The sequence below is a fragment of the Pseudomonas sp. BW7P1 genome (assembly GCF_024981055.1).
GTDB classification, from domain to species: domain Bacteria; phylum Pseudomonadota; class Gammaproteobacteria; order Pseudomonadales; family Pseudomonadaceae; genus Aquipseudomonas; species Aquipseudomonas bananamidigenes.
Genome location: NZ_CP103374.1, coordinates 1,215,041 through 1,240,274 on the forward strand (window position 1 = coordinate 1,215,041; position 25,234 = coordinate 1,240,274).

Genomic DNA, 25,234 nt, shown 5'->3' on the forward strand with positions numbered 1-25,234 from the left:
CTCCCACAGGTTTTTCGGCTGTATACAACAATAGTGTTCACTGAAGATCACTGTGGGAGCGGGCTTGCCCGCGATGAGGCCATTACTGACGCCTGATTATTTCGTTGGATACTCGCGATGCATCTGCTCCAGCAGCGCATCCTTGTCTTGCCACAGCTGGTTGATCCAGCCCTGGAATTGCAGGCGGTATTCGCCGTCCTGGTCGTAGTTTTTGCCGATGAACTGTGGCGGGATTTTCAGTTCTTCAAAATGCACCACCACGTCCCGCACGTTGCCGCACAACAGATCCCAGAAGCCAGGGCGTCCGCCGGGGTAGTGGATGGTGACGTTGACGATCGATTCCAGCTGTTCGCCCATCGCATCCAGCACGAACGCAATGCCACCGGCCTTGGGCTTGAGCAGGTATTTGAACGGTGATTGCTGCTGCGCGTGCTTGCCTTCGGTGAAGCGTGTGCCTTCGACGAAGTTGAAGATGCCTACCGGGTTGTCGCGAAATTTCGCGCAGGTCTTGCGGGTGGTTTCCAGGTCTTTGCCTTTCTTTTCCGGGTGTTTTTCCAGATAGGCTTTCGAATAGCGTTTCATGAACGGAAAGCCCAGCGTCCACCACGCCAGGCCGATCACCGGGACCCAGATCAGTTCCTGTTTGAGAAAGAACTTCAGCGGCTGGATGCGCCGGTTCAGCACGTATTGCAGCACCAGAATGTCGACCCAGCTCTGGTGATTGCTGGTGATCAGGTATGAGTGCCGGTAGTCCAGGCCCTGCAGACCGCTTAGGTGCCACCGGGTGCGACGGACCAGGTTCATCCAGCCCTTGTTGTTGCTGATCCAGGCTTCGTGGGTGTGGCTCATCAGCCAGCGCGAAGCACGACGGGCGAGGTCGAACGGCAGCACTTTGATCAGCGCCACGAGAAACAGGAACGAGCACAGCAGAATCGTGTTCAGCGCCAACAGCAGCGCGGCGATCACGCCGCGCAGGGTGGCAGGGAGAAAAGCCAGCATCGGGTCAGATATCCAGAGGTCGGTTGGCAGCCTGAATGGCGGTCAGGGCGATGGTGTAGACGATATCGTCGACCTGCGCGCCACGCGGCAGATCGTTCACCGGTTTGCGCAGGCCTTGCAGCATCGGGCCGAGGCTCACGCAGTCGGCGCTGCGTTGCACGGCCTTGTGGGTGGTGTTGCCGGTGTTCAGGTCGGGGAACACGAAGACCGTGGCGCGCCCGGCCACCGGGCTGTTCGGCGCCAGTTGCCGGGCGACGGTTTCGTTGGCGGCGGCGTCGTACTGCAACGGCCCGTCGATCAGCAGCGAGTGCTGTTGTTCATGGGCGAGCAGGGTGGCTTCGCGGACTTTCTCGACTTCTTCACCAGTGGCGGATTCACCGCTGGAGTAGCTGATCATCGCTACTCGTGGCGTGATGCCGAACGCGGCGGCCGAGTCGGCGCTTTGCAGGGCGATCTCGGCCAGTTCGCTCGCGCTCGGGTGCGGGTTCATCACGCAGTCGCCGTAGACCAGCACTTCTTCGGGAAACAGCATGAAGAACACCGACGACACCAGCGTGCAACCCGGCGCCGTCTTGATCAGTTGCAGAGCCGGACGGATGGTATTGGCGGTGGTGTTGATGACGCCGGAGACCAGTCCGTCGACCTCATCCAGCGCCAGCATCATGGTGCCGATCACCACGGTGTCTTCCAGTTGCTGCTCGGCCATCGGTGCGTTGAGGCTTTTGCTCTTGCGCAGGGCCACCATCGGTTCGACGTAGCGCTCGCGGATCAGATCCGGATCGAGGATTTCGAGGCCCGGCGGCAACACGATGCCCTGGGCCCGGGCGACAGCTTCAACGTCCGCCGGTCTGGCCAGCAGCACGCAGCGGGCAATCCCGCGTTCCTGACAGATCGCCGCCGCCTGCACGGTGAGCGGCTCGCTGCCCTCGGGCAGGACGATGCGCTTGTTGGCGGCCTGCGCACGTTGAATCAATTGATAGCGGAACACCGCCGGCGACAGGCGCATTTCCCGCGGTGTACCGCAGCGCTGATGCAGCCAGTTGGCATCCAGATGACTGGCGACGAAATCAGTGATGATCTCGGCGCGCTCGCGGTCATCGACGGGGATTTCCTTGTTCAGGCCGTTGAGCAGGTTGGCGGTGTCGTAGGAGCCGGTGCTCACCGACAGCACCGGCAGACCGGCCTGCAGCGCGCCACGGCACAGGTCCATGATGCGCGGGTCGGGCAGGGTATCGCTGGTCAGCAGCAGGCCGGCCAACGGTACGCCGTTGATGGCCGCGAGGCTGACGGCGAGGATGATGTCGTCGCGGTCGCCGGGGGTCACGACCAGCACGCCGGGTTTGAGCAGGTCCACGGTGTTGCGCATCGTGCGCGCACAAATGATGGTCCTGGTCATGCGCCGGGTTTCGTAGTCGCCGGCATTGAGTACCTGGGCGCCCATCAGGTCGGCGACGTCACGGGTGCGCGGGGCGTTCAGTTCCGGCTGGAACGGGATGCAGCCGAGCAGACGGAAATCACCGCTGCGCAGCAAGGGCGAATGCTCTTTCAGGCGCGCGGCGAAGGCGTCCATGCTTTCGTCGGTCTTGACCTTGTTGAGGATCACGCCGAGGACTTTCGGGTCTTTCGGCCCGCCGAACAGTTGCGCCTGCAACTCGACGCGACCGGAGAGTTCGGTGAGCACTTCGTTTTCCGGAGCCGAGACCAGAATCACTTCGGCGTCCAGACTTTTGGCCAGGTGCAGGTTGACCCGCGCCGCATAGCTGGCGCTGCGGGTCGGCACCATGCCTTCGACGACCAGTACGTCCTTGCCGACGGCAGCCTGCTGGTAAAGCGTGATGATTTCTTCGAGCAACTCGTCGAGCTGACCGTCGCCGAGCATCCGTTCGACGTGTGCCAGGCCCAGTGGCTGCGGTGGTTTCAGGCCGTGGGTGCGAGCCACCAGTTCGGTCGAGCGCTCAGGGCCGGTGTCGCCCGGGTGCGGCTGGGCAATCGGTTTGAAGAAGCCGACTTTCAGCCCGGCCCGTTCCAGCGTACGCACCAGCCCGAGGCTGATGGAGGTCAGACCCACTCCAAAATCGGTGGGTGCGATAAAAAAAGTTTGCATGCGGATTCTCTAAGGGTGCATGGCAAGGGCGTGGGCCTGTGGCTGGCCTTCCACCGTTTTTCAGGCGTCAAGGTTAGCGCTAACCGCGCCCTGAGCGCACCAACCGCAAGCAAAGGGTTGGCCTATTTTTTCAATACGTTGCGTTGCGTCCAGCACCCATTCACGCGACTGCCAGGGGGGCTGGTGGCGCAGATGCTGGGTATGGCCGCAGGAGAGCTGGACCACCCAGTGACCGTCCTCGTCCTGATGGAAACCGGTGATCGTCGAATCCCGTTTGTCAGGGTTGTGTTCGCTTTCGAGCGATTGCTTCGCTAAACTTGTCCTTTCTATATTCTTATGCAAAAGGTCTCGCCCCATGCTGATCGCCGCCAATAAGGCTGTCTCCATCGACTATACCCTGACCAACGACGCTGGTGAGGTCATCGACAGCTCCGCCGGCGGCGCTCCGCTGGTTTACCTGCATGGCGCAGGCAACATCATCCCGGGCCTGGAAAAAGCCCTGGAAGGCAAGGAAGCCGGCAACGAGCTGGAAGTTTCCGTAGAGCCGGAAGAGGCTTACGGCGAGTACTCGGCCGAACTGGTCAGCACCCTGAGCCGCAGCATGTTCGAAGGCGTCGACGAACTGGAAGTCGGCATGCAGTTCCACGCTTCGGCGCCGGACGGCCAGATGCAGATCGTCACCATCCGTGACCTGGACGGCGATGACGTCACCGTCGACGGCAACCACCCACTGGCCGGTCAGCGCCTGAACTTCAAGGTGAAGGTCGTTGCCATCCGTGATGCCAGCCAGGAAGAAGTCGCTCATGGTCACGTCCATGGCGAAGGTGGCCATCATCACTGATTTTCTGCGCTAAGCTCAGAGAACTGGAGAGGCGCCCGAGGGCGCCTTTTTAGTCCGCGGCTGTCCCTGGCCGTTTCGCCAGGTGGCTGTTTCGAGTAGAACACGGGAATCTGGAGTCCGTCATGAGTGCTTTTCACGACCTTAAGTTGACAGCCCTGGATGGTCAGGAGCTACCGCTGGCACCCTTCAAGGGCCAAGTCGTGCTGGTGGTCAACGTCGCCTCCAAATGCGGCTTGACTCCACAGTACGCGGCGCTGGAAAACCTCTATCAGCAGTACAAGGGCAAAGGCTTCAGCGTGCTGGGCCTGCCGTGCAACCAGTTTGCCGGTCAGGAGCCTGGCAGCGAGAAGGAGATCCAGGAGTTCTGCAGCCTCAACTATGGCGTGAGCTTTCCGTTGTCGAAGAAACTCGAAGTCAACGGTCATGACCGCCATCAGCTGTACCGGCTGCTGGCAGGCGAGGGCGCAGAATTTCCCGGCGACATCACCTGGAACTTCGAAAAGTTCCTGCTCGGCAAGGACGGTCGCGTGCTGGCGCGATTCTCGCCACGCACTGCGCCGGATGATCCGGCGGTGATCACGGCGATTGAAAAAGCCCTGGGCTGAAACGCGAAAATCGCAGCCATCGAGCTGCGATTTTTTTCGCCTGCCTTTTGACCCTTAATCATTCAGATCAATAGTGCTATGAGCCTGTTGGAACTCCGCATATTATCGTCGTCATATGGATCATGTATCCGTCGATGACCTTTTCGTGGAGCCTCCGATGCCCGTTCAAGCCTTGTTCAAACCGTTCCAGCTCGGCACCCTCGAACTGCCGACCCGCGTGGTCATGGCGCCGATGACCCGTTCGTTCTCGCCCGGTGGCGTACCCAATTCCAAAGTGATCGAGTACTACCGTCGTCGCGCGGCGGCCGGTGTCGGCCTGATCATCACCGAGGGCACCACCGTCGGCCACCGGGCGTCCAATGGCTACCCGAATGTGCCGCAGTTCTTTGGTGAGGCGGCACTGGCCGGCTGGAAGAAGGTCGTCGACGCCGTGCACGCCGAAGGCGGCAAGATCGTTCCGCAACTGTGGCACGTCGGCAGCGTTCGTCGTATCGGTACCGAGCCGGATGCCAGCGTGCCGGGTTATGGCCCGACCGAGAAGCTCAAGGATGGTCAGGTCGTGGTGCACGGCATGACCAAGCAAGATATCCAGGATGTGATCGCAGCCTTCGCCCAGGCTGCCAAGGATGCCCAAAGCATCGGCATGGACGGCGTGGAAATCCACGGTGCCCACGGTTACCTGATCGACCAGTTTTTCTGGGAAGGCAGCAACCAGCGCACCGACGAATACGGTGGCAGCCTGGCCAACCGTTCGCGTTTTGCCATCGAGCTGATCCAGGCCGTGCGCGCTGCGGTGGGCGAGGGCTTCCCGATCATCTTCCGTTTCTCGCAGTGGAAGCAGCAGGACTACACCGCCCGTCTGGTGCAAACTCCGGAAGCGCTGGGCGAGTTTCTCAAGCCGTTGTCCGATGCCGGCGTGGACATTTTCCACTGCTCGACGCGGCGTTTCTGGGAGCCGGAATTCGACGGTTCCGAACTGAACCTGGCTGGTTGGACCCGCAAGTTGACCGGCAAGCCGACCATCACCGTCGGCAGTGTCGGCCTCGATGGCGAGTTCCTGCAGTTCATGGTCAACACCGACAAGGTGGCGCAACCGGCCAGCCTGGAAAAACTGCTGGAGCGTTTGAACAACGATGAGTTCGATCTGGTGGCCGTGGGTCGCGCACTGCTGGTGGATCCGGACTGGGCGCAGAAAGTGCGCGAAGGCCGTGAGCAGGACATTCTGCCGTTCAGCCGTGAGGCGTTGATGACGCTGGTTTGACCGATGCGCAGGGCTTGCCGCGAACGTCGCGGCAAGCCACCTGCAGATGGTTTTCAAACTGCTCGATGATCGCCGCCCAGCCTTGCCGACTGGCATGCTGGCGGGCGTTCAGTCGGATGCAGCGCAAGGTTTCATCCTCTTCCAGCAGCCACTGTGCTGCGTCGCAAAATGCTTCTTCATCTCCGGGCATGGCAAGCACGCCGTTGTAGCCGTGGCGAATGTGCTGCGCAGCCGCCGCCTGATCGTAAGCCACCACGCCAAGGCCCGAGGCCAGGGCTTCCAGCACGACGTTGCCGAACGTTTCGGTCATGCTCGGAAACAGGAACAGATCACCGGACGCGTAATGCGCCGCCAAGGCTTCGCCACGTTGCGAGCCGCAGACAATCGCATCGGGCAATTCCTTTTCCAGGGCGACACGCTGCGGTCCGTCACCGACGATGATCAGTTTCAGATTGCGCTGTGGATAAGCGCTGGCGAGTTTTTCGAAACAACGCTTGAGCAGACCGAGGTTTTTTTCCGGCGCCAGGCGTCCCACGTGAATGACCGCGATATCCTGCTCGCTCAGTCCCCATTGCGCTCGCAAGGCATTCAGGCGTTTGGTCGGGTGAAACAACTGACTGTCGACCCCGCGGGAAAGCAACGCCAGACGATCGAAATGCCTGCGTTCCAGTTCCAGACGCTGGCTGACACTCGGAACCAGGGTCAGCGTCGAACGATTGTGGAACCAGCGCAGATAGTGGGTCAGCAAACGCGTCAGCAGGCCAAGGCCGTACTGGTTGGTGTACTGCTGGAAATTGGTGTGAAAACCGCTGACCACCGCGATGCCCAGACGGCGTGCCGCGCGCAGTGCCGACAACCCGAGCGGGCCTTCGGTGGCGATGTACAGCACATCCGGGCGCTGACGTGTCCAGCGTCGCAGCAACTTGTGCATCGACGACTGTCCCCATTGCAACCCCGGATAACCCGGCAACGGCCAGCCCCGGCACAACAACAGCCCATCGTCTTCACTGCGCTGCGGATCGTCACCCTGACGCGGCCGCACCAGTTCCACCCGGTGCCCCCGTGCTCGCAAACCATCACACAAGCGGCCAAGGGTATTGGCCACGCCGTTGATTTCCGGTGGGAAGGTTTCGCTGATCAGGGTGATGTGCAGAGCTGTCGTCATGACCTCAGTGTCGGCTGAGGCCATGTCGCGCTTGTGACGTTCGGATGATGGATTTGTGACGTGGGCTCAGCGTTGTGTCACGAGGTTTTCGACGCCGCGCTCGCGCACCCAGAACAGTGTCGCGCCAGCCACTGCGGCCGGCATCATCAGGATGTTCACTACCGGGATCAGCAACGCCAGGTAGACGATCCCGCCGAAGCTCATGCTCTGCCAGCGCTTCTGGCGCAGCCAGGCGAGCATCTCGTTCCAGCCCAGTTTGTGGTTGTCCGCCGGGTAGTCGATGTACTGGATCGCCATCATCCAGACGCCGAACAGCAGCCACAGCGGCGCGGCGACAATGTTCACCATGGGGATGAACGAAAGGATGAACAGGCCGATGGCGCGGGGCAGGAAGTAGCCCAGTTTGCGCATTTCACGGGTGAAGGTGCGCGGGATCATGGCGATCAGTTCACCCCAGCTGAAGGCCGGGAAATCGTCGGTGCCGCGCACCACGACTTCGACTTTTTCCGCGAGAAAACCGTTGAACGGCGCCGCGATGACGTTGGCCAGCAGAGTGAAGGTGAAAAACACCATCAACACCACCAGTACCACGAACAGCGGCCACAGGATGTAGCTCAGAAAACCCAGCCAGTCGGGGAGCGACGGCATGAGGGCGTCGACCCACAGGCTGAACTGGTGCCCGGCGAAATAGATCAATCCGACGAACAGTACCAGGTTGATCGCCAGCGGCAGCAGCACGAACAGGCGCAGGCCCGGGCTGAGAACCAGTTTGAGGCCTTCGCGCAGGTATTGCGGGCCGGACAGGACAGGGGCGGGCATAGAGTGCTCCGAGCAAGGGAAAACGCGCCGACCTTACCGGCTTTGCATACGCTGCGAAAGCTCGGCAGCGGGATCGACATTCACTGTAACAAAGACTTCCATCTCGTCAGTGTCTCGGCATAGAGACCACCTATGAGCTGGATTGTTAAACCGTATTTCCTTAATCTTGCCCCCCTCGATACGCTGCACCCAACTTTTTACAGGACTGTCGAGCCCACGCCTTCCCCAAGGTTATCCACAGTCCTTTTTTATTCTCGCCGGCAGTCCGGCGTCCGCGCCTGATGTATCGGCCGGTCAACAGGAGACAGGTTCATGTCTGAAGTCCGTCATTCGCGAGTGATCATTCTCGGTTCCGGCCCTGCCGGTTACAGCGCAGCTGTCTACGCTGCCCGTGCCAACCTCAAGCCGCTGCTGATCACCGGCATGCAGGCTGGCGGTCAACTGACCACCACCACCGAAGTCGACAACTGGCCGGGCGACGTCCACGGCCTGACCGGCCCGGTGCTGATGGAGCGCATGCGCGAGCACGCCGAACGTTTTGAAACCGAGATCGTGTTCGATCACATCAACGCCGTGGACTTCGCTTCCAAGCCTTACAGCCTGACCGGCGACAGCGGCACCTACACCTGCGACGCGCTGATCATCGCCACCGGCGCCAGCGCCCGTTACCTGGGCCTGCCGTCGGAAGAAGCGTTCATGGGCAAGGGCGTTTCGGCCTGCGCGACCTGCGACGGTTTCTTCTATCGCAACAAGCCGGTCGCCGTGGTCGGTGGCGGCAACACCGCTGTCGAAGAAGCCCTGTATCTGGCCAACATCGCCAGCAAGGTCACCCTGATCCATCGTCGCGAAACCTTCCGCGCCGAGAAGATCCTGATCGACAAGCTCAACGCCCGTGTGGCCGAAGGCAAGATCGAACTGAAGCTGAACGCGACCCTGGACGAAGTGCTGGGCGACAACATGGGCGTGACCGGTGCGCGTCTGAAGAACAACGACGGCAGCTTCGACGAAATCAAGGTCGACGGTGTGTTCATTGCGATCGGCCATACTCCGAACACCTCGCTGTTCGAAGGTCAGCTGGAGCTGAAGGACGGCTATCTGGTGGTTCAGGGCGGCCGTGATGGCAACGCCACCGCGACCAGCGTCGAAGGCATCTTTGCCGCCGGCGACGTGGCCGACCACGTTTACCGTCAGGCCATCACCTCGGCCGGCGCCGGCTGCATGGCGGCACTGGACACCGAGCGTTACCTGGACGGTCTGCAGAACGCTTCGTTCTAAGATCACAGAAACGAAAAAACCGGCCCATTGGCCGGTTTTTTTGTACCTGCGATTCGCTCGGGAATCAGCGGCGGGTCAGCGGCTGCGCGTCGAACTTCACGCCGGCCAGACCGTGCTTGATCAGCGCACGGATATTGCCGTGATCGCTGCCTTCAGGCGTTGCCACGACCGAACGGTAGTGTTCGCCGAACGCCAGCAGCGCTTCTTCATCGCTCAAGCCTTCCAGCAGCGCCAGACCCAAAGTCTTGCACGAACCTTCGTTCTGCCCGGCCGCGTTTTCCACGCCGCCGTTGTTGAACGCCTGAGGCTGGTAGTCGTACCCGGCAGCGATGAAGGACAAGGTGTCGGCAAAAACGTGTTCGCCGCTCTTGAGGCTGGCGCGCAGGGTGTTCAGTTCACTCATTGGGTTTTCCCTTGGCGAACGCCGCTTGTTGTTCGGCGCTGGCTTCTTGCTGATATTGGGCTTTCCAGTCGGCGTACGGCATGCCGTAAACCACTTCACGGGCGTCGTCGAGGCTGACGTCGAGCTGACGCTCGTCGGCGGCAGCCTTGTACCACTTTGACAGGCAGTTGCGGCAGAACCCGGCGAGGTTCATCAGGTCGATGTTCTGCACGTCCTTGCGGCTGTCCAGGTGGGCGACCAGCCGGCGGAAGGCGGCGGCTTCGAGTTCGAGGCGTTGTTGTTCGGTCATGGAAGTCTCTGCGACACAGCTGTGAGCGGCAAGCTTCGAGCTGCAAGGTGGATGGCGATGGGCAAAGTTTACAGCTTGCCGCATGAAGCTTGAAGCTCAGCGGCTTGCCGCAAGCGTGATCGACACCGATTCGGCAAAGCGCAGCGCGTGAGGCTTGTCGACTTCGACCTCGGCGTACAGCACCGATTCATTGGCCATGACCAGATCCAGCAGCTCCTGGGTCAGGCGTTCGAGCAGCGCGAATCGGTTGCCCTCCACATGGGCGATAATCGCCTTGGTGATGGTGCGATAGTTCAGCGCGTGGTCGATGTCGTTGTCACGCACCGCTTCCTGGGCGGCATACAGAATGGTCAGGTTGATCAGCACATCCTGCTTGTTGAGGATTTCGTCCTCGTTGATCCCGATAAAGGTGCGCAGACGCAGATCCTTGACCCGGATACGCGCCGTTCCCGGTTGAAGTTGTGGCATTTACTTGCTCCGTCCAATCAATTGCAGGAACTCCTGACGGGTGTTGCTCGACTCGCGGAAGGCGCCGAGCATGACCGAGGTGTTCATGGTCGAATTCTGTTTTTCGACACCGCGCATCATCATGCACATGTGCCGGGCTTCGATGACCACCGCAACACCGGCGGCATCGGTGACCTGCTGGACCGCCTCGGCGATCTGCCGGGTCAGGTTTTCCTGGATCTGCAGGCGCCTGGCGAACATGTCCACCAAGCGCGCGATCTTCGACAGGCCCAGTACCTTGCCCGTCGGAATATAAGCCACATGGGCCTTGCCGATGAAGGGCAGCAGGTGATGTTCGCACAATGAGTAGAGCTCGATGTCGGCGACGATGATCATCTCGTCGCTGTCGGAAGCGAACAGCGCACCATTGACGATCTCGTCGACGCTCTGTGCATAGCCGTGACACAGGTATTGCATGGCCCTGGCCGCGCGCGCAGGTGTGTCGAGCAAGCCTTCGCGGTCGGGATCCTCGCCTAAGCCGATCAGGATCTCGCGGTAGTTTTCGGGCAGGGAGCGGCTCATGGAGGATCCTCGCGGGGCAATTTACTTGATGTGCCGCCCGCCGTTGACGGTCAGGGTGGTGCCGGTGACATAGGGATTGTCGAGCAGGTAACGCAGACTCTGATAGATCACTTCACTGCCGGGCTCGATGCCCAGCGCAGACTTGGCCAGCGCCCTGGCGCGGTACGCTGCGTCATCGTCGGGATTGAACAATAGCAGGGCCGGTGCGATGCCGTTGACCTTGATTGACGGTGCAAAGCGCGCGGCGAAGGACAGCGTGAGGCTGTCGAGCCCGGCCTTGCTGGCGCAGTAACCGATGTGTTTGCTGCTGCCCTTGCGCGTGACGTCGTCGCTGATGTGGATGATGTCGGCGGGGCTCGAACGTTGCAGCAGTTCGGCGCTATGAAGGTTGATCAGATAAGGCGCCAGCATGTGGATGTTGAACATGCGGGTGAAGGCTTCGGCTTCGCCATCGCCGTTTTCCGCCAGCCATTCGGAGGCGTTGTGCACGATCGCTCGCAGACTGTCGGTGTGGATTTTCAGTTCGGTGATGAATGCCAGGATGGACGCTTCGGTGGAAAAGTCTGCGTACACGCCGGTGGCGCCCAGATCCCTCAGCACCTTCACGCCCGGGCGTTCACTGCGGTAAGTGAAGATGACCCTGTGGCCGTCCTCCAGCAAGCGCTGCGCACAATGCAGTCCGACGCGCTGGCCGGCGCCGGTGATGAGAATGGGAGCGGCGGAAGAATTCATGAACGGCTCGCGTCGAGGTCAGAGCAAAAACTATAACAGCGACGCGAGCGATGGTTTCAGCGATTTTGCGTGGACGCCGCGCCGGGCAACGGACGGGCGGAAGAACTGTTGAGCCAGCCGGCCAACAGGCGTGTCGACAATGGGATGAAGAAGTAGACCATCAAGGGTGTCAGGCACAGCGTGCTGACGAACACGCGAGCAAGCAGAGTCATTTCCCCGAGCAGCGGGCCCAGTACGAAGTTGAACAGCAACGATACCGGGAAGAACGCCAGCCAGATTGCCACGGCCTGCTTCCAGCGGGGGGGACGGACGCCTGCTGCACCGAACCAGCCTTCGATGCCGCTGACCCGATGTTCTTTCGGATGGGCGAACAGATCACTGCCGCGGGACAGCCAAGCGGTACGCGAAGCGGAATGCTCCCAGGTGTGCAGGGTCTGTTCATCGACGAAGCGGAAAATGATCTGGAATTCATTATCGCCGGGAGGCGGAGCCAGGACACCGGAACCGAGATAGCCGGGAAAGTCGGTGGCCAGTTGTTCGCCTTCGCGCAGCCAGGCGATCAGTTCCTGATAGCGGCCATCGGCGACGCGACGCGCGACCATCAGCGTGACGGGGGAAGTAGACATTGTGTATCTCCGAATTGCATGCGCGTCGCTCCGGGTAGGAGTTTCGCCTGACGCAGCGCCGGGGTAGCGGGCTGCGTATTTCGACTAGCAAGGATTGTTCCTGATTATTGTGAAAAATCAGAGACGTTGGTCCCATTTCATCCCCTTGAATCAGGATGGGGCATCAGAGGTAGAATGGGATCCAACTACGCCAACAAGGATGTGACCGCCCACATGCCTGTCCTGACTGACGTTCGCCCGGTTTCGCAAGCTTCTGTTGCGCTTGGGCGCGAGGAGCTTTTCCCCATACGAGAGGTGGCACGGCTGACCGGCGTCAATCCGGTTACGCTGCGCGCGTGGGAGCGTCGTTATGGCTTGATTCAGCCGACGCGCACCGAAAGTGGGCACAGACTGTATTCGATGACCGATATCGAGCGCGTTCGCAGTATCGTCGACTGGATCGATCGCGGCGTGGCAGTGAGCAAGGTCGGCAAGATCCTGGCCAGGACCGAACCGATGAAGGCACTGGCGCACATCATTCCCGATGATCTGGTGCAGGCCGACTACCTGCAGTGGCAGGCGCAGATTCAGCGCGCGGTCAGTTCATTCGACGATCAGGACCTCGACCGGGTTTACGGTCAGATTTTCTCCTCTTATCCATTGCCTGTGGTGTTTCAGGACATCCTGATGCCGCTCTGGCTGCAGATGCTGCAGCGCCAGGACGCCTTTGGGCAAACCAGCGAGTGGCTGTTCTTCGACGGGTTCCTGCGGGCGCGGGTGTTGCAGCGCATCGTCATGCTTCGTGGCTCGCAACCGCGCAAGGTGATCGTCAGTGCCCTGGCCGGGCAGTGCCGTGAGCTGGAGTTGCTGGTAGCGGCGCTGTTTCTCAGTGATCACGATGCGGGGGTACGCGTGTTGACCACCGGGCAGCCGTTCGACGAATTGACGCTGGTCTGCGAAAAGATCAAGCCCCAGGCGCTGGTGCTGTTCTCCAATCACGCGCCGACGGCGGAATTGCCCCGGCGCCTGAATCGCCTGGCGCTGAGTCTCGACTGTCAGTTGTTGCTGGCCGGTGATGCGTCGGACCTGGCGCAGGACAGTCTGGCCGGCTCATCGGTGGGTTGTCTGGGTAACGAAGGGGCGACCATGCGCCAGCGCATGAACCGGTTTCTGGCAGGGACGCTGGATACCTGAAGATCAGGTATGCAGGGCCGGGTGAGTCAGTCGGTGTTGCTGAAGAATGAACTGGCGCAGCCGCTCGGTTTCATCGGCATCGCTTTGGGTAAGGTCGTAGGCGAAGAAGCCGCTTTCGGTTTCCCGTTCGAAAGTACCGCGCAGGGAAATCCGCTCATAGCCTGAAGGGCTGAACCACAGGGCAAAATGTCGCGGCGGTTTGGTCTTGTTGCGCACTTCCAGCAGAACGCCTTTGTGCGAAACCTCATGAACCCACAGCATGCCCGGTTGCCCTTTGGCATTCTCCAGGGCGACCGGTTCTTCCAGGGTCAGACGCCACGGGCGCACCATCGGTCCGTCTTCGTAAATGCTCGGTACACCCAGACGCAGATGCAGCGCGTGGAATTCGTCCTCCACCAGATGCAACGGAAAGGTCATTTGCTGGTTTTCGAAACTGGCCTGGATGGTGACCTGCTCATGGGCCGCCAGGCGCGTGAGCAGGTCACGGATTTGCGAACCACCATTGACCAGCAGGCTGGACGTCGCATCCCGCACATTGAGCTGCGGGTTGTGTTGCATGGTCTGGATGAAGTCCAGCTCATCCTGGGTCAGGAGGGCGTCGCGTTGCATGGCTAACTCGAAATAAATAATTACAAAGTCATTGGTGATTGTAGTTAATGACACTTAGTTCGCAGTTTTGTTTGCGCCGTTCGTCGCTTTCAGGGCCGCAAGCTCGGCTTCGAGGGCCGCGACCTGCGCCTCCAGCTGCGCAACACGCTGCTGTGCCTTGACCTGAACAGTGACGTCCTTTTGCACACCGACGAAGTATGTCTGTCCGTCATCCGCATTTTTTACCGTCGACAGCGACAGTTCGTTCCAGAACGGCGTGCCGTCCTTGCGATAGTTGCGGATGATTTCCCGGCACGAACCGTTATTGCGCAACGCTTCCCGGATCAGCGCCAGACTCTCCTGATCCCGGTCTCCGGCCTGCAGGAAACGGCAATCCTGATAAAGGATTTCCTCGCTGGTGTAGCCCGTCAGGCGTTCGAAAGCCGGGTTCACGTAAATCAGGATGTTGTCGTCCTTGCCTTCCCGTTCGGCCACCACGATGCCATCGTTCGACGCATTGATCACCATTTGCAGCAGACTGGCGTTGATCATCGTTGAATCCCTTCAAGGTTGTCGGTGGCAGGCATTCTAGAAGATCAAACGGCGCTGTCTACTGGCCATCAGCGCTTATCGAGAGCCAATCGCAACAGGGCGACGACGGCTGTTACTATCGCCGCTCATTTTTACAGTTGCAGGATCAGATTGATGAAAGTCGCCATCCTCTCCGGCTCGGTGTACGGCACCGCCGAAGAAGTCGCCCGCCACGCCCAGAACCTGTTGAAAACCGCCGGTTTTGAAACCTTCTATAACGCACGCGCCAGCCTCGCCGACCTTCAGGCCTTTGGCCCGCAAGCCTTGCTCGCCGTAACTTCGACTACCGGCATGGGTGAGTTGCCGGACAACCTGCAACCGTTGTACTCGAGCATTCGCGATCAGTTGCCGGCGGCCTGGCGCGGTTTGCCTGGCGCGGTGATCGCCTTGGGTGACGCCAGTTACGGCGACACCTTCTGCGGCGGCGGTGAGCAGATGCGTGAGTTGTTCGGTGAGCTGGGAGTACGGGAAGTGCAGGACATGTTGCGCATCGACGCCAGCGAAAGCGTCACCCCGGAAACCGACGCAGAGCCATGGCTCGCGCAGTTGATCGCCGCGTTCAAGGGCTGAACCGGCGTTCGCGCAGCAACGCGAGCCAGGCTTGTGCAGCCTTTGACAGATAGGCGCCGCGCCGCCAGATGAAGGCGATGTCCCAGCGCAGGTAGTCCGGCGCCTTCAAGCTCAGGCGAATCACGCCTGGGCGTACCAGACCGCGAGCGACCACTCTGGGCAGCAGCACCACACCTTGGCCGGCGGCCACCAGCGCCGCGAGAAAGTCCGCCTGGCCGCTGCGCCCGCCTTCCTTGGGCGTGAAGCCCATTTGCTGGCAGGCCTGAAGCAAGCGGTCATTGAGCACGAAGCTGCGCTGATACAGCAGGAACGGCGTGTCGGCCAGCTCCTCCAGAGCGATCTCGTCTTTCGTCGCCAACGGATGCTCCAACGGCAGCAGCGCATCGAGCGGTTCATCGCAGAACTGCTGACAGTCGAATTGCGGATCGTTCGGTAGCAGACTGCCGCCCAGCTCCAGTTCACCGCTCAACACGGCTTGTTCGATATGGCGACTGCCACCTTCGAGCAATTGCACGCTGATGTTCGGGTAACGTCGCCGGTACTCGGCGAACAGGCCGGCAAACAGAGCGTCGCTGCCCAGCAACGGCAATCCCAGACGTAACTCGCCCCGTGCCAGATGGCTGAGATCGTCCAGTTCCGTGAGTAATTCATCGCGCAGGCGCAGCATGCTTTCAGCCCGTTGCAGCACTACGCTGCCGGCGGCGGTCAGGCGTAGCTGCGAGCCCAGGCGTTCGAGCAGCGGCGTGCCGAGACTCTGTTCGAGCTGCGCGATCTGCTTGCTCACGGCGGACTGACTGATGTGCAGGGTTTTCGCCGCCTGGGTGAAGCCGCCCTGATGCATGACTTCGACGAAGCTTTTGAGCTGTTTGAATTCCATGAGTCGATTCCAGATTGGAATGGATTTGAGTCTAACAATTCGCTTCGGGGATGGTAGACGGGTTCGTAAAATAGGCACCTGAAAGGAGCCCGCCCATGAAAACCTCGACCCTCAAGTATCTCTCTCGCCTGCTGGCCGAACTGGCCGTGCTGCTCGGCGTTTATCTGCTCGGCTGCCAGGTGGCCGCATGGCTGGCCATGCCGATCCCCGGCGGCGTGATCGGCATGGCATTGCTGCTGCTGGCTTTTGCATTCGGCTGGGTCAAGCCGGCGGCGCTGCAAATGGGCGCAGGATTGCTGATGGCCGAGATGCTGCTGTTCTTTATCCCGGCGTTGATGAGCCTGCTGGATTACGGCGCCTTGCTGCGTGACGACGGCTGGCGGATTCTGCTGGTGATCGCCGTCAGTACGCTGATGGTGATGCTGGTGACGGCGTTCACCGTTGAACTGGCCGTGCGTCTGAGGCGGTCCCATGAAGCTTGAACTGATGCCGATGTTCTGGCTGGCGTTCACCTTGCTGGCCTATCTGTTCAGTCGCTGGCTGTATCGCCGCACCGGGCGTTACCTGCTGTCGCCGCTGATTCTGGTCCCCGCCTTGTTGCTGGCGCTCGCAGTGCCGCTGCACACCGCTTACGCCGAATACGCGAGCAACACCCACTGGTTGATGCTGGTGCTTGGTCCGGTCACCGTCGCGTTTGCGGTACCGATCTGGCAACAGCGACGTTTACTGGTGCGGCACTGGTCGGCATTGTTGCTGGGCATGCTGGCCGGCAGCGCCGCATCGATCGCTACCTCGTTCGGTCTGGCCAGGGCATTGGCGCTGGACAGCTCGGTTACGCTGTCACTGGTACCACGCTCGATCACCACACCGTTTGCCATGCCGCTGGCACAGGATCTGGGGGGCGTGCCAGAGCTGACGGCGGTGTTCGTGATGTTCACCGGGGTGTTCGGTGCCATGCTGGGCGGGGTGTTGCTCAAGTGGCTGCCGCTGCGCAGCGCTCTGGCTCGCGGCGCCTTGTTTGGCGTTGGCGCTCATGGCGCCGGCGTCAGTCGTGCCCATGAAGTGGGTGGTGAAGAAGGTTCAGTGGCGGGGCTGGTAATGGTGCTGACCGGGCTGCTCAATCTGTTCTCCGCGCCTTTGCTGGCGTCTGTGCTTTGACACGGATCCAAACGGTTTGCACAGCTGACTCGCTCAGTCATCAAGCTGGCTGCCAATGCAACTACGCGAACCTGCGGGGCTGACTAGACTGCTGACACCTGCCGAAAAAAACAAAAACAGAGGTGCATACAGTGAGCGTAGCCCCCGTCCCGTCATCCCTCGATGTAAAAAACCAGGTCAGCGCCGCGGAGTGGCAGACCCGGGTCGATCTCGCCGCCTGCTATCGACTGGTCGCCCTGCATGGCTGGGACGATCTGATCTTCACCCACATCTCGGCCAAGGTGCCGGGCACCGAAGATTTCCTGATCAATCCGTTCGGAATGATGTTCCATGAGATCACTGCCTCCAGCCTGGTGAAAGTCGACCAGGCCGGCAACAAACTGATGGACAGCCCCTACGAGATCAACCCTGCCGGCTACACCATCCACAGTGCGGTCCACGAAGTTCGCCATGATGTGACCTGTGTGCTGCATACCCACACGGCGTCCGGAGTTGCGGTGTCGGCGCAGAAGCAGGGCGTGTTGCCGATCAGTCAGCAATCGCTGTTCGTGCTGTCCAGTCTGGCCTTCCATGCCTATGAAGGCGTAGCGCTCAATCATGAGGAGAAAGCCCGGCTGCAGGCCGATCTTGGCGACAACAATTTCCTGATGCTGCACAACCATGGGCTGCTGACCTGTGGCGGTACCATCGCCGACACGTTTCTGATGATGTTCACCTTCCAGCGTGCCTGCGACATTCAGGTCATGGCGCAGAGTGGCGGTGCCGAACTGATCGCCATCGAACCGCAGATCCTGGCCGGTGCCAAGGCGATGATCGCCGGCGTCACCAAAAGCGCTCAAGGCATGGGTGGCGCGCTCGCCTGGCCGGCGCTGCTGCGCAAACTCGATAAACAAGACCCGGGGTATAAAGTCTGATGCCGCTCGCCGAGATTCCTCTGAGTGTCTGGCGCAAACGCAGCCAGTCGTTTGTCTTCCGTGGTCAGTCGATCCGTTACTGGACAGCCGGGCAGGGTGAACCGCTGCTGTTGATTCATGGCTTCCCGACGGCCAGTTGGGACTGGCATTACCTGTGGCAACCGCTGGGTCAGCGCTTTCGGGTGATCGCCTGCGACATGCTCGGTTTCGGCGACTCGGCCAAACCGTTGAACCATACCTACAGCCTGCTGGAGCAGGCCGACCTGCAACAAGCCTTGCTCGCGCATCTCCAGATCGAACAACCGGTGCACCTGCTGGCGCACGATTACGGTGACAGCGTTGCTCAAGAGCTGCTGGCCCGGCATTACGAAGAAAGGATCGAAGTCGCCAGTTGCGTGTTCCTCAACGGTGGATTGTTCCCGGAAACCCATCGGCCACTGCTGGCGCAAAAACTGCTGCTCAGCCCGCTGGGCTGGATGATCGGCCGGGCATTTACCCGTGATGCACTGGTGAAAAGCTTCCGGCAGATCTTCGGTCCGGACACCTGCCCCAGCGAAAGCGAGATGGATGATTTCTGGAGCCTGGTCGAATGCAACCGCGGGCCGCGGATCATGCACAAACTGATCACCTACATCCCTGAGCGTCGTGTGCAGCGAGATCGCTGGGTCGCGGCGATGCAGCGCGGTGAAGTGCCTTTGCGGGTGATTGATGGTGCAGCCGATCCGATCTCCGGCGCGCACATGGTCGAACGCTATCGCGAGCTGATCCCCGACGCAGACACGGTGCAGTTGGCAGGCATCGGTCATTACCCGCAAAACGAAGCGCCGGTGCAGGTGCTCAAGCACTATCTGGAATTTCGCGATCATTTCGTCCTGCCGCCGCGCAAGGTGGCCTGCTCCTGAGCGCCGGGTGGAGGTGCTTCGCGCCTCTGCACGGTCCCATCATCCCCCTGCCTTATCGGGCACCATTCAGCCTCTGCCCTGTTCGTTGTGACCGGACGCAGCGTGCCTGACACTCGGGACACTGTCCCTCAGGCCTGCTGGAGTTGCCTCGATGAATGAGTCTGTGCGTTTCGAAGATAAAGTCGTGATCGTCACCGGAGCCGGTGGAGGCCTGGGCCGGGCACATGCTTTGCTGTTCGCCAGGCAGGGCGCCAGGGTGCTGGTCAACGACCTCGGTGGCTCGACCCAGGGCGAAGGCGCCAGCGCCTCGGCCGCCGACCGGGTGGTGGCGCAGATCCGCGAGGCCGGGGGTATCGCCGAGGCCAACCATGACTCGGTGACCGACGGCGACAAACTGGTGCAGAACGCCCTCGACGTGTTCGGTCGCGTCGATGTAGTGGTCAACAACGCCGGTATCCTGCGGGACAAGAGCTTCAACAAAATGGAGGACGCCGACTGGGATCTGGTCTATCGCGTTCACGTCGAAGGCGCCTACAAGGTGACCCGCGCCGCATGGCCGCACCTGCGCGAGCAAAATTACGGCCGGGTGATCTTCACCGCATCGACCTCGGGCATCTATGGCAACTTCGGCCAGTCCAACTACGGCATGGCCAAGCTGGGTCTATACGGCTTGACCCGTACGCTGGCCATCGAAGGTCGCAAGAACAATATCCTGGTCAACGCCATTGCTCCCACCGGCGGTACGCGCATGACCGAAGGCCTGATTCCGCCACAAGTGTTCGAACAGCTGAAACCGGAACTGGTCAGTCCGCTGGTGGTGTATCTGGCCAGCGAACAATGCCAGGAAACCGCCGGCCTGTTCGAAGTCGGCGGCGGCTGGATGGGCAAGGTGCGCTGGGAGCGCAGCCTGGGCGCCGGATTCGATCCGCGCAAGGGTTTCGGCCCGGAAGATGTTGCTGCGCACTGGCAACAGATTTGTGATTTCGAAGGGGCGGCGCATCCGAAGGACAATATCGAAGCCCTCAAAGAAATGATGGCGAATCTGCAGAAGTATTCGCTTTGACGCCGTTGTGTCGTCTGACAGGACTCGTCTGAGTCCTGTCGTACCCGCCAAACATCCCCGCCTTGGAGTTCCTGCAAAAAACACCGCCCATAAAAAAGGCCGCTGCAAACGCAGCGGCCAAGGCAAGACGTTGGATCAAGGAGCTACAAATCAACGTCAGTGAACACCTGGGCGATGGAGCGAAAAACGCTTCAATCCATCAGAAATCGGTTGCCGACGATCCGATCGTGGACTTTTGCTTCGTGGGCGGGGCTGCCGTGAAAGCCCGCACAGAATAAGCGCCTGAGACCAAAGGAAAAATAGCGATTCCGGACATGCACTGTTACGGGGCATGTAACAGTGGCCGATGCAAAACGGTGAAAATTCTCCCATTTGTGTGTGGAACATCCCGTTCCTCCATGAGCAGGCGTTGTCGCTGACGGCGGGCGAAATACTCATCGTCGTGCGATAAGCGCAAACCCTGCCCGGTAGTGCTTTGAAAGATACCGGCTACTTCAATGTGTCGGGATTATCAGGTTTGAGGGTTAATGACTGAGTGCTTGTGTCGAGCGGGTGCAGGAAAATAAGTTTTCTATTTAAAGTGGCGATAAAGGTTCATTGAGTTGAGAGTGTCTCAAGTTGTGGAGCTGATTGCTCCGAGAAACACCCACCGAAAAATGGGCAAGTTGTTCATCTCATTACATACGGTTAAAACTCATGTCTGATGTATTCACGTCAGAATGAGCATGACGCGTCGGGCATATGCCGTGGCGCGTGCGAGAATGCTTGGGTTTGTGCAGTTAATTGTCAGTTAATGAAGTTGTAGGTCATGTGATCGGGCTGAAGTTTTCAATACTTCGTAAAGTGTGGGGGGTATTTTTATTGGTGCTTTTCAAACTAGGTTGATTACACGGTTCGGGCGATGCCGTATTGCCTGGTTGTAAAGTGTATTTTCGGAGTTTGTTTATGAGTGCCATGGAAAAAACATCGATTGAAACAGGTCTGGGGAAAGTTGATGAGAGTTTTGTAGAGTTTGAACGCACACTGGGAACGTTGCCTTCGTTCAAGTCGGTTTTGCAGGATGTGGTGTTAAAAGAGCTTCAGAGTTTGCTGCCGGATATTTACATCAGCAAGACTTACATCACCGCAAGAGGTCGAGAAATCGTCAATCCACAACCGACCGGGCTGCTCATGGACGTATTCATGCAGTGCCTGGCGCTGGGTCGGGCACCTGTCTATGACGCCAGCCAATACGGCGTCTACGACTGGCCCGACTCCACGGATGACGAGGATCGAATTTTGGGGCTTGATGTGGTTGCCGTCGGCTCAGTGATCGGGAACGTGTTGGGCTCGCTGGTTCATCTGTACCCGCCCTTTTTGACGCAATACTGGGCCGCGTCTTCCGGCAAGGATGACAAGGGGCGCGAGCTGCCGTCGCGCAGCCGTCAGCTTCAGGATGCCCATGCAGCCCTGTTCTGGCATGAATTGAATGCGACAGTGCGGTTACAGGGCGTGCGGCCGGAAGTGGAGGAAAGTTTTGCCGTCTACATCAGGGGTGCATCCAACACGCCGGCCTATAGTGTTTCTCTGCAACTGGATGACGGTCGATTCGCGACGCTGGCCGGTTGCTTTGTCACTTACCTTGCTGGCCGCTCGGTCCCTGAATTGATCGCCGGTGACGATGATTGGGTCGTACTGTTCACCCATGTGAACGGCCTGGAAACATTCCGCACATCGGCCATGATGCAGCGGGTTCTGGAGCAGCGGCTGGAAAACGCAGAAAGCCGGGCGCAACTGCTCAAGGGTGTCCCGCTCGAGGACGCCGCCCAGGTCAGAAGTATTCCGGCTATCCGTTACCTGAACATCCGGGGTGAACTCTTCCGGACAGTCACGTCCCAGTTGCTTGATAAGCAACAAAAAGACATCGCCTGGCATCTTCGCCAACTGAAAAAAAGCGGCACAGATCTGCAAGCCATCATTCGTTCCATCGAATCGACCCATCGCCAGGAGGACGCCATCGATGCCGCCAGGGGACGCATCGCTCGTCTGCTGGTCTTGATGACCCAAAAAAACCGGCCGCAATGGCTCAAGGATGCTCCCGCCACCCATCAGGAAGTTTTCGCCTCGATGGAAAAGGGATTGTTCAAAAGCCAGGTGGCATTGCATGAGTCGATGGGCGGGGTGTCTTCATTCCAGGAGTATGTGCGCGGTGTCGTCGAAACTCATATTTCCGCAGGCGACACCCAACGCTTGGACCCTGATGCGATCTGGGTGACGGTGCAACATTCGCTGCCGATGGGCAGCCGGCGTATCGAACATATCGAGCGAAAAACCCTGACCCAGCTGTTCATGTATGGCGTGCATGACAAGGGGGCTGCGTACTCGATCAAGTTCGAGGCGTTTCACAATAACCCGCGGCTGACAGCGTCCAATATCGAACGTGCCATCCGCCAGTTTGATCTGCGGGTGCAATATGCCAACGAACGCAATGATCGCTTTGGACGGGCGCCTGTCAGAGAAGCCATGCGCGAAGTGCTGGCGCAGCAGATTGCTGTCAGCAACTTCGCCGCGATCCTGCAAAAACACATCAGTCCACAGGCGCAGGATCTGGTGCAGCGGTATTTGCTTGGGGATCCGGGAATAGAGGCATCGAGTGTTGCTTTCCGGCGTTACTACAAACCGTTCAGGGACATGCTTGCCTTTCGTGCGAAAGGACCGACGCCTGATCGCTCCATGCATGCTCTGTATGCGCCCGGCGCACCGACAGGGCAGCAGTGGTTCGAATTTTCCGATTTTACGGCACTGAAGCGACAGTTCATTGCCTGGGGATTCGAGCCGCGGGACCGTGAGTTTCTGATCGCTCAGGCATTCAGCGAAGATCGTGCGGATTTCGAGAAGGAGTACCTTTCCTTCAGTGAACCGGGCCCGGTATTCCAGCCATGGTGGTGGGAGGGCGTGACATTGGTGCAATTGTCTCAAGGGCTGGATGATGGCCCACTGATGGGGGCTGTCCACAGGATCATCGATTGGGAAGTCGCAGAGGAAAAAGTGGCCACACCTGTCTGGTACCGGAACGCGGCGGCACAGGATCGTGAGCTGCTCAACCGGCTGAATACGGAGTTCAAGGCGATCTATGAAGTGTCAAAAGATGAGCTGAATATTCCCACCATGATGTCGTTTTCCCGAGATCTGGTGATGGAAAGGCTCAACAGTCAGCTGCGCCGGTCTGACCCGAAACACCCACTGATCGATCCTGATCAAGTGAACGTCAAGGTACGAGGGCAGGACTGGATGACACTCACCCAGCTGTTCATTCAGTGGCAGCTCTGGCCGAGCGACGGTCAGGTGACATTGGCTTCCGCCAATGGAATCTCGCTGGGTAGCCTGAATGCGAATGTCGTGGGATCACTGATAAGTCTACGACCGGCCATGGCGTATGAGTGGTATCTGGTTGACCGTTTCGCCAACTCCCCGTCGCAGGATCTCAAGGCGAAGCTCTTCTGCAAGGTCAAGCAAAACGAAATGCTCAGGGTCGCATTGATCCAAAAGATGCAGGGTTCCCTGTCCTCCGAACAATTTGATTGGCTGACGAGCCTGATCGAGGGACTGGATCATGACCGTCCTCATGAACAGGAACCGTTCAAGCCTGGAACCACGCCGCAGGAGGGCGTCTACACCCTGGTTCTCGAAGGCCGACGTATCGAGGGTGCCTACACATTCGGTCACGGGGTGGCGGGTAAACTGCAACGGCTGGTCTACATTCCCAAGGCACCGGACGGTTTGAGCTTTCGCCCGCTTGAGTCCCTGACGCTGGGGCTCAAGGGTGCCGATCTGGGCGATCACGTCGTTGCACTGACAAGGCTGGAGCACCGGGCCGTCGTGCAGAACTTCGTCACTCGTTGCCGGAGCGCTGTAAACGCTCTCCCGACGCCTGCATTGAATAACAGTTACCCCGTGACTCATTTCAAGTTCGAGTACGACAGCATGATTTCGCGGGTGCTAAGGGACGTTGACTATCAGACGACTACACCTGCCGAGCGATTCTGGAACACGGTGCTGGTGGTCACGGAACTGGCGCTGGATATCGTCTCGCTGTTTGTCCCGCCGGTAGGGCTGGTCACCAGCATCGTACGGATCACGCGATCGATCGTTCAAGGCATCGTTGCCTACAGCCTGGGCGATGATGAAGTGGGCAAGCAGCATCTGGCCACAGCCTGGAGAAGCTCCATTCTCTTGTATGTCGGTGTGATCGCGGGAGTGGGTGGATCGGTTTCAGCGGTGGGAGCGTTGTCACGAGTCAAGGACATCGCAGACATCGTATCGACCGCGACCGGCGTGCCGGTGGGGGTGGGTTACATCACCGCTGCGGTTTCTCCCTACGTGATTGCGGACAGCCGGACGCATATCATCGGTTGATGATTCAATTCTTCAGGCGGACTGATACCCCATTCGCCAGCTCACGGCCCGCGTCGCAGCCAACAGCCGCTGCGCCGCCGGGCCGTTTTCGTCGGCGTGGAACAGTGACGTCGGGCCGACGATGGTCAACACCGCCGCGATCTGCCCGAGGGCGTTGAACACCGGTGCCGAGAGGGCATCGACACCCGGCATCAGCAAACCATGGACATGATGCAGACCGCGTTCGCGGATCTGTTCGCACAACACTGCATAAGCGTTTTCGTCTGCCAGCGGATGGGCGCCGACGGCGATTTCCTGTTCGCGCAATTCGTTGGTTTCCCGATGCGGCAGATAGGCGCCGAACACCAGACCTGTCGAAGAACTGAGCAGCGGCAACACCGAGCCCAGTTGCGTCACTACCGTCACTGCACGCGCCGCCGGCTCGATGTGTACCACGGTCGCGCCCTGATTGCCCCACACCGCCAGGAAACAGGTTTCGTTGAGTTCGTCGCGCAGTTCGGCCAGGGGCAGGGCAGCGACTTTCAGCACGTCCATACTGTTGAGTGCCGCCAGGCCCACGCGCAGGGCTTCGCGACCCAGGCCGTAATGGTTGGTGGCGGTGTTCTGCTCGGCGAAGCCGCTGGCGATCAATGCCTGCAAATAACGGTGAACCTTGCTCGCCGGCATCTGCACATGTTCGGCCAGGCGCGACAGCGAAGTGGACGGCGACAACTCTGCCAACGCCTTGAGGATGTCGGTGCCGACTTCGGCGGAGCGGACTTTCTGTTTGCCGTTGCTGTCGCTGGTTTTTTCCATGGTGGTGCCGTGTCCCGGAACGAATGGGCGTCTTTATAGCTTGACGCTGGATAGCGAGCA

General features: G+C 59.8%; 28 protein-coding genes. 13 read left to right on the forward strand and 15 right to left on the reverse strand.

The window, feature by feature from the left end; all coding sequences use genetic code 11:
• Positions 1 to 96 precede the first annotated feature (96 nt).
• Genes NWV16_RS05320 through NWV16_RS05330 form a run of 3 tightly spaced genes read right to left on the reverse strand, consistent with a single transcriptional unit; the run spans position 97 to position 3,490 of the window.
• Positions 97 to 999, reverse strand: a complete 903-nt coding sequence (locus tag NWV16_RS05320; RefSeq protein WP_260522238.1) for an acyltransferase — start codon at positions 997 to 999, stop codon at positions 97 to 99.
• A 4-nt stretch (positions 1,000 to 1,003) separates the two neighbouring features.
• Positions 1,004 to 3,103 carry a phosphate acetyltransferase gene (gene pta / locus NWV16_RS05325; RefSeq protein ID WP_260522239.1) on the reverse strand — a complete coding sequence of 700 codons (2,100 nt, stop codon included), beginning with the start codon at positions 3,101 to 3,103 and terminating at the stop codon, positions 1,004 to 1,006.
• Positions 3,104 to 3,163: 60 nt separating this feature from the next.
• Positions 3,164 to 3,490, reverse strand: a complete 327-nt coding sequence (locus tag NWV16_RS05330) for a DUF3565 domain-containing protein (RefSeq protein WP_260522240.1) — start codon at positions 3,488 to 3,490, stop codon at positions 3,164 to 3,166.
• On the opposite strand from NWV16_RS05330, the gene NWV16_RS05335 reads away from it, so the two are divergent.
• The 3 genes from NWV16_RS05335 to NWV16_RS05345 all read left to right on the forward strand — a co-directional run bounded on the left by NWV16_RS05335 (position 3,459) and on the right by NWV16_RS05345 (position 5,810).
• On the forward strand, positions 3,459 to 3,944 hold the full coding sequence (locus NWV16_RS05335; RefSeq protein WP_260522241.1) for a peptidylprolyl isomerase: 486 nt from the start codon (positions 3,459 to 3,461) through the stop codon (positions 3,942 to 3,944). The genes NWV16_RS05330 and NWV16_RS05335 overlap by 32 nt on opposite strands.
• Before the next feature lie 122 nt (positions 3,945 to 4,066).
• Positions 4,067 to 4,549, forward strand: a complete 483-nt coding sequence (locus tag NWV16_RS05340) for a glutathione peroxidase (RefSeq protein WP_260522242.1) — start codon at positions 4,067 to 4,069, stop codon at positions 4,547 to 4,549.
• Positions 4,550 to 4,706: 157 nt separating this feature from the next.
• Positions 4,707 to 5,810, forward strand: a complete 1,104-nt coding sequence (locus tag NWV16_RS05345; protein WP_260522243.1) for an NADH:flavin oxidoreductase — start codon at positions 4,707 to 4,709, stop codon at positions 5,808 to 5,810.
• On the opposite strand, the gene NWV16_RS05350 is transcribed toward NWV16_RS05345, so the two are convergent.
• The gene (locus NWV16_RS05350; protein WP_260522244.1) at positions 5,779 to 6,999 is read right to left on the reverse strand and encodes a glycosyltransferase family 4 protein; all 1,221 of its coding nucleotides are present in this window, start codon (positions 6,997 to 6,999) and stop codon (positions 5,779 to 5,781) included. The two genes, NWV16_RS05345 and NWV16_RS05350, sit on opposite strands and share 32 nt — an antisense overlap.
• A 42-nt stretch (positions 7,000 to 7,041) precedes the next feature.
• A complete protein-coding gene (gene cysZ / locus NWV16_RS05355) occupies positions 7,042 to 7,794 on the reverse strand; it encodes a sulfate transporter CysZ (protein ID WP_260522245.1) in 753 nt (250 codons plus the stop codon).
• Positions 7,795 to 8,106: 312 nt separating this feature from the next.
• On the opposite strand from cysZ, the gene trxB reads away from it, so the two are divergent.
• Positions 8,107 to 9,069: a thioredoxin-disulfide reductase gene (gene trxB / locus NWV16_RS05360; RefSeq protein ID WP_065261753.1), complete on the forward strand. Its 963-nt coding sequence runs from the start codon at positions 8,107 to 8,109 to the stop codon at positions 9,067 to 9,069.
• A gap of 64 nt (positions 9,070 to 9,133) precedes the next feature.
• Here trxB and NWV16_RS05365 read toward each other — a convergent pair whose 3' ends face one another.
• The 6 genes from NWV16_RS05365 to NWV16_RS05390 form a co-directional block, all read right to left on the reverse strand.
• The gene (locus NWV16_RS05365) at positions 9,134 to 9,472 is read right to left on the reverse strand and encodes a HopJ type III effector protein (RefSeq protein WP_260522246.1); all 339 of its coding nucleotides are present in this window, start codon (positions 9,470 to 9,472) and stop codon (positions 9,134 to 9,136) included.
• Positions 9,465 to 9,761, reverse strand: coding sequence for a DUF1244 domain-containing protein (locus NWV16_RS05370; protein ID WP_260522247.1), 297 nt, complete (start codon positions 9,759 to 9,761; stop codon positions 9,465 to 9,467). The genes NWV16_RS05365 and NWV16_RS05370 overlap by 8 nt, the downstream gene beginning before the upstream one ends.
• Before the next feature lie 96 nt (positions 9,762 to 9,857).
• Positions 9,858 to 10,229 (reverse strand): dihydroneopterin triphosphate 2'-epimerase, encoded by a 372-nt coding sequence (gene folX, locus NWV16_RS05375; RefSeq protein WP_065261486.1) that lies wholly within the window; start codon positions 10,227 to 10,229, stop codon positions 9,858 to 9,860.
• On the reverse strand, positions 10,230 to 10,790 hold the full coding sequence (folE, locus tag NWV16_RS05380) for a GTP cyclohydrolase I FolE (RefSeq protein ID WP_260522248.1): 561 nt from the start codon (positions 10,788 to 10,790) through the stop codon (positions 10,230 to 10,232). It abuts the gene before it with no gap.
• 21 nt (positions 10,791 to 10,811) lie between these two features.
• Positions 10,812 to 11,522 (reverse strand): dihydromonapterin reductase, encoded by a 711-nt coding sequence (folM, locus tag NWV16_RS05385; RefSeq protein WP_260522249.1) that lies wholly within the window; start codon positions 11,520 to 11,522, stop codon positions 10,812 to 10,814.
• Positions 11,523 to 11,578: 56 nt separating this feature from the next.
• Positions 11,579 to 12,148 (reverse strand): antibiotic biosynthesis monooxygenase, encoded by a 570-nt coding sequence (locus NWV16_RS05390; protein ID WP_260522250.1) that lies wholly within the window; start codon positions 12,146 to 12,148, stop codon positions 11,579 to 11,581.
• A 213-nt stretch (positions 12,149 to 12,361) separates the two neighbouring features.
• On the opposite strand from NWV16_RS05390, the gene NWV16_RS05395 reads away from it, so the two are divergent.
• Positions 12,362 to 13,321 carry a MerR family transcriptional regulator gene (locus NWV16_RS05395; RefSeq protein WP_260523482.1) on the forward strand — a complete coding sequence of 320 codons (960 nt, stop codon included), beginning with the start codon at positions 12,362 to 12,364 and terminating at the stop codon, positions 13,319 to 13,321.
• Between the two features lie 3 nt (positions 13,322 to 13,324).
• Here NWV16_RS05395 and NWV16_RS05400 read toward each other — a convergent pair whose 3' ends face one another.
• Complete coding sequence (locus NWV16_RS05400) at positions 13,325 to 13,930, reverse strand: hypothetical protein (protein ID WP_065261482.1); 606 nt, start codon at positions 13,928 to 13,930, stop codon at positions 13,325 to 13,327.
• A gap of 54 nt (positions 13,931 to 13,984) precedes the next feature.
• A complete protein-coding gene (locus NWV16_RS05405) occupies positions 13,985 to 14,461 on the reverse strand; it encodes a PAS domain-containing protein (protein ID WP_260522251.1) in 477 nt (158 codons plus the stop codon).
• Between the two features lie 153 nt (positions 14,462 to 14,614).
• On the opposite strand from NWV16_RS05405, the gene NWV16_RS05410 reads away from it, so the two are divergent.
• Positions 14,615 to 15,070 carry a flavodoxin gene (locus NWV16_RS05410; protein WP_260522252.1) on the forward strand — a complete coding sequence of 152 codons (456 nt, stop codon included), beginning with the start codon at positions 14,615 to 14,617 and terminating at the stop codon, positions 15,068 to 15,070.
• Here NWV16_RS05410 and NWV16_RS05415 read toward each other — a convergent pair.
• On the reverse strand, positions 15,060 to 15,947 hold the full coding sequence (locus NWV16_RS05415) for a LysR family transcriptional regulator (protein WP_260522253.1): 888 nt from the start codon (positions 15,945 to 15,947) through the stop codon (positions 15,060 to 15,062). The two genes, NWV16_RS05410 and NWV16_RS05415, sit on opposite strands and share 11 nt — an antisense overlap.
• A gap of 95 nt (positions 15,948 to 16,042) precedes the next feature.
• Here NWV16_RS05415 and NWV16_RS05420 point away from each other — a divergent pair, with 95 nt between their 5' ends.
• The 7 genes from NWV16_RS05420 (at position 16,043) to NWV16_RS05450 (ending at position 24,379) form a co-directional block, all read left to right on the forward strand.
• On the forward strand, positions 16,043 to 16,429 hold the full coding sequence (locus NWV16_RS05420; RefSeq protein WP_260522254.1) for a CidA/LrgA family protein: 387 nt from the start codon (positions 16,043 to 16,045) through the stop codon (positions 16,427 to 16,429).
• Positions 16,419 to 17,105, forward strand: a complete 687-nt coding sequence (locus NWV16_RS05425) for an LrgB family protein (protein ID WP_260522255.1) — start codon at positions 16,419 to 16,421, stop codon at positions 17,103 to 17,105. Before NWV16_RS05420 ends, NWV16_RS05425 begins: the two co-directional genes overlap by 11 nt.
• Before the next feature lie 131 nt (positions 17,106 to 17,236).
• Complete coding sequence (locus NWV16_RS05430) at positions 17,237 to 18,019, forward strand: class II aldolase/adducin family protein (RefSeq protein ID WP_260522256.1); 783 nt, start codon at positions 17,237 to 17,239, stop codon at positions 18,017 to 18,019.
• Complete coding sequence (locus tag NWV16_RS05435; protein WP_260522257.1) at positions 18,019 to 18,921, forward strand: alpha/beta fold hydrolase; 903 nt, start codon at positions 18,019 to 18,021, stop codon at positions 18,919 to 18,921. The genes NWV16_RS05430 and NWV16_RS05435 overlap by 1 nt, the downstream gene beginning before the upstream one ends.
• Positions 18,922 to 19,072: 151 nt before the next feature.
• A complete protein-coding gene (locus NWV16_RS05440) occupies positions 19,073 to 19,984 on the forward strand; it encodes an SDR family oxidoreductase (protein WP_260522258.1) in 912 nt (303 codons plus the stop codon).
• 62 nt (positions 19,985 to 20,046) lie between these two features.
• Positions 20,047 to 20,262, forward strand: a complete 216-nt coding sequence (locus NWV16_RS05445) for a hypothetical protein (RefSeq protein WP_260522259.1) — start codon at positions 20,047 to 20,049, stop codon at positions 20,260 to 20,262.
• 667 nt (positions 20,263 to 20,929) lie between these two features.
• Positions 20,930 to 24,379 carry a dermonecrotic toxin domain-containing protein gene (locus tag NWV16_RS05450; RefSeq protein ID WP_260522260.1) on the forward strand — a complete coding sequence of 1,150 codons (3,450 nt, stop codon included), beginning with the start codon at positions 20,930 to 20,932 and terminating at the stop codon, positions 24,377 to 24,379.
• Between the two features lie 12 nt (positions 24,380 to 24,391).
• Here the strand turns inward: NWV16_RS05450 and NWV16_RS05455 are convergent, their stop codons facing one another.
• Positions 24,392 to 25,174, reverse strand: a complete 783-nt coding sequence (locus tag NWV16_RS05455; RefSeq protein WP_260522261.1) for an IclR family transcriptional regulator — start codon at positions 25,172 to 25,174, stop codon at positions 24,392 to 24,394.
• Positions 25,175 to 25,234: the final 60 nt, after the last annotated feature.

Bases quoted from the DNA above. Each gene is read 5' to 3' on its own strand.
- NWV16_RS05420 (WP_260522254.1), top strand. From the start codon at position 16,043: ATGAAAACCTCGACCCTCAAGTATCTCTCTCGCCTGCTGGCCGAACTG.
- NWV16_RS05455 (WP_260522261.1), bottom strand. From the start codon at position 25,174: ATGGAAAAAACCAGCGACAGCAACGGCAAACAGAAAGTCCGCTCCGCC.
- NWV16_RS05390 (WP_260522250.1), bottom strand. From the start codon at position 12,148: ATGTCTACTTCCCCCGTCACGCTGATGGTCGCGCGTCGCGTCGCCGAT.
- pta (WP_260522239.1), bottom strand. From the start codon at position 3,103: ATGCAAACTTTTTTTATCGCACCCACCGATTTTGGAGTGGGTCTGACC.
- NWV16_RS05425 (WP_260522255.1), top strand. From the start codon at position 16,419: ATGAAGCTTGAACTGATGCCGATGTTCTGGCTGGCGTTCACCTTGCTG.
- NWV16_RS05415 (WP_260522253.1), bottom strand. From the start codon at position 15,947: ATGGAATTCAAACAGCTCAAAAGCTTCGTCGAAGTCATGCATCAGGGC.
- NWV16_RS05320 (WP_260522238.1), bottom strand. From the start codon at position 999: ATGCTGGCTTTTCTCCCTGCCACCCTGCGCGGCGTGATCGCCGCGCTG.
- NWV16_RS05395 (WP_260523482.1), top strand. From the start codon at position 12,362: ATGCCTGTCCTGACTGACGTTCGCCCGGTTTCGCAAGCTTCTGTTGCG.
- NWV16_RS05335 (WP_260522241.1), top strand. From the start codon at position 3,459: ATGCTGATCGCCGCCAATAAGGCTGTCTCCATCGACTATACCCTGACC.
- NWV16_RS05410 (WP_260522252.1), top strand. From the start codon at position 14,615: ATGAAAGTCGCCATCCTCTCCGGCTCGGTGTACGGCACCGCCGAAGAA.
- folM (WP_260522249.1), bottom strand. From the start codon at position 11,522: ATGAATTCTTCCGCCGCTCCCATTCTCATCACCGGCGCCGGCCAGCGC.
- folX (WP_065261486.1), bottom strand. From the start codon at position 10,229: ATGCCACAACTTCAACCGGGAACGGCGCGTATCCGGGTCAAGGATCTG.
- cysZ (WP_260522245.1), bottom strand. From the start codon at position 7,794: ATGCCCGCCCCTGTCCTGTCCGGCCCGCAATACCTGCGCGAAGGCCTC.
- NWV16_RS05370 (WP_260522247.1), bottom strand. From the start codon at position 9,761: ATGACCGAACAACAACGCCTCGAACTCGAAGCCGCCGCCTTCCGCCGG.
- NWV16_RS05405 (WP_260522251.1), bottom strand. From the start codon at position 14,461: ATGATCAACGCCAGTCTGCTGCAAATGGTGATCAATGCGTCGAACGAT.
- folE (WP_260522248.1), bottom strand. From the start codon at position 10,790: ATGAGCCGCTCCCTGCCCGAAAACTACCGCGAGATCCTGATCGGCTTA.
- NWV16_RS05400 (WP_065261482.1), bottom strand. From the start codon at position 13,930: ATGCAACGCGACGCCCTCCTGACCCAGGATGAGCTGGACTTCATCCAG.
- NWV16_RS05435 (WP_260522257.1), top strand. From the start codon at position 18,019: ATGCCGCTCGCCGAGATTCCTCTGAGTGTCTGGCGCAAACGCAGCCAG.
- NWV16_RS05365 (WP_260522246.1), bottom strand. From the start codon at position 9,472: ATGAGTGAACTGAACACCCTGCGCGCCAGCCTCAAGAGCGGCGAACAC.
- NWV16_RS05350 (WP_260522244.1), bottom strand. From the start codon at position 6,999: ATGGCCTCAGCCGACACTGAGGTCATGACGACAGCTCTGCACATCACC.
- NWV16_RS05330 (WP_260522240.1), bottom strand. From the start codon at position 3,490: ATGGAGACAGCCTTATTGGCGGCGATCAGCATGGGGCGAGACCTTTTG.
- trxB (WP_065261753.1), top strand. From the start codon at position 8,107: ATGTCTGAAGTCCGTCATTCGCGAGTGATCATTCTCGGTTCCGGCCCT.
- NWV16_RS05340 (WP_260522242.1), top strand. From the start codon at position 4,067: ATGAGTGCTTTTCACGACCTTAAGTTGACAGCCCTGGATGGTCAGGAG.
- NWV16_RS05345 (WP_260522243.1), top strand. From the start codon at position 4,707: ATGCCCGTTCAAGCCTTGTTCAAACCGTTCCAGCTCGGCACCCTCGAA.
- NWV16_RS05440 (WP_260522258.1), top strand. From the start codon at position 19,073: ATGAATGAGTCTGTGCGTTTCGAAGATAAAGTCGTGATCGTCACCGGA.
- NWV16_RS05450 (WP_260522260.1), top strand. From the start codon at position 20,930: ATGAGTGCCATGGAAAAAACATCGATTGAAACAGGTCTGGGGAAAGTT.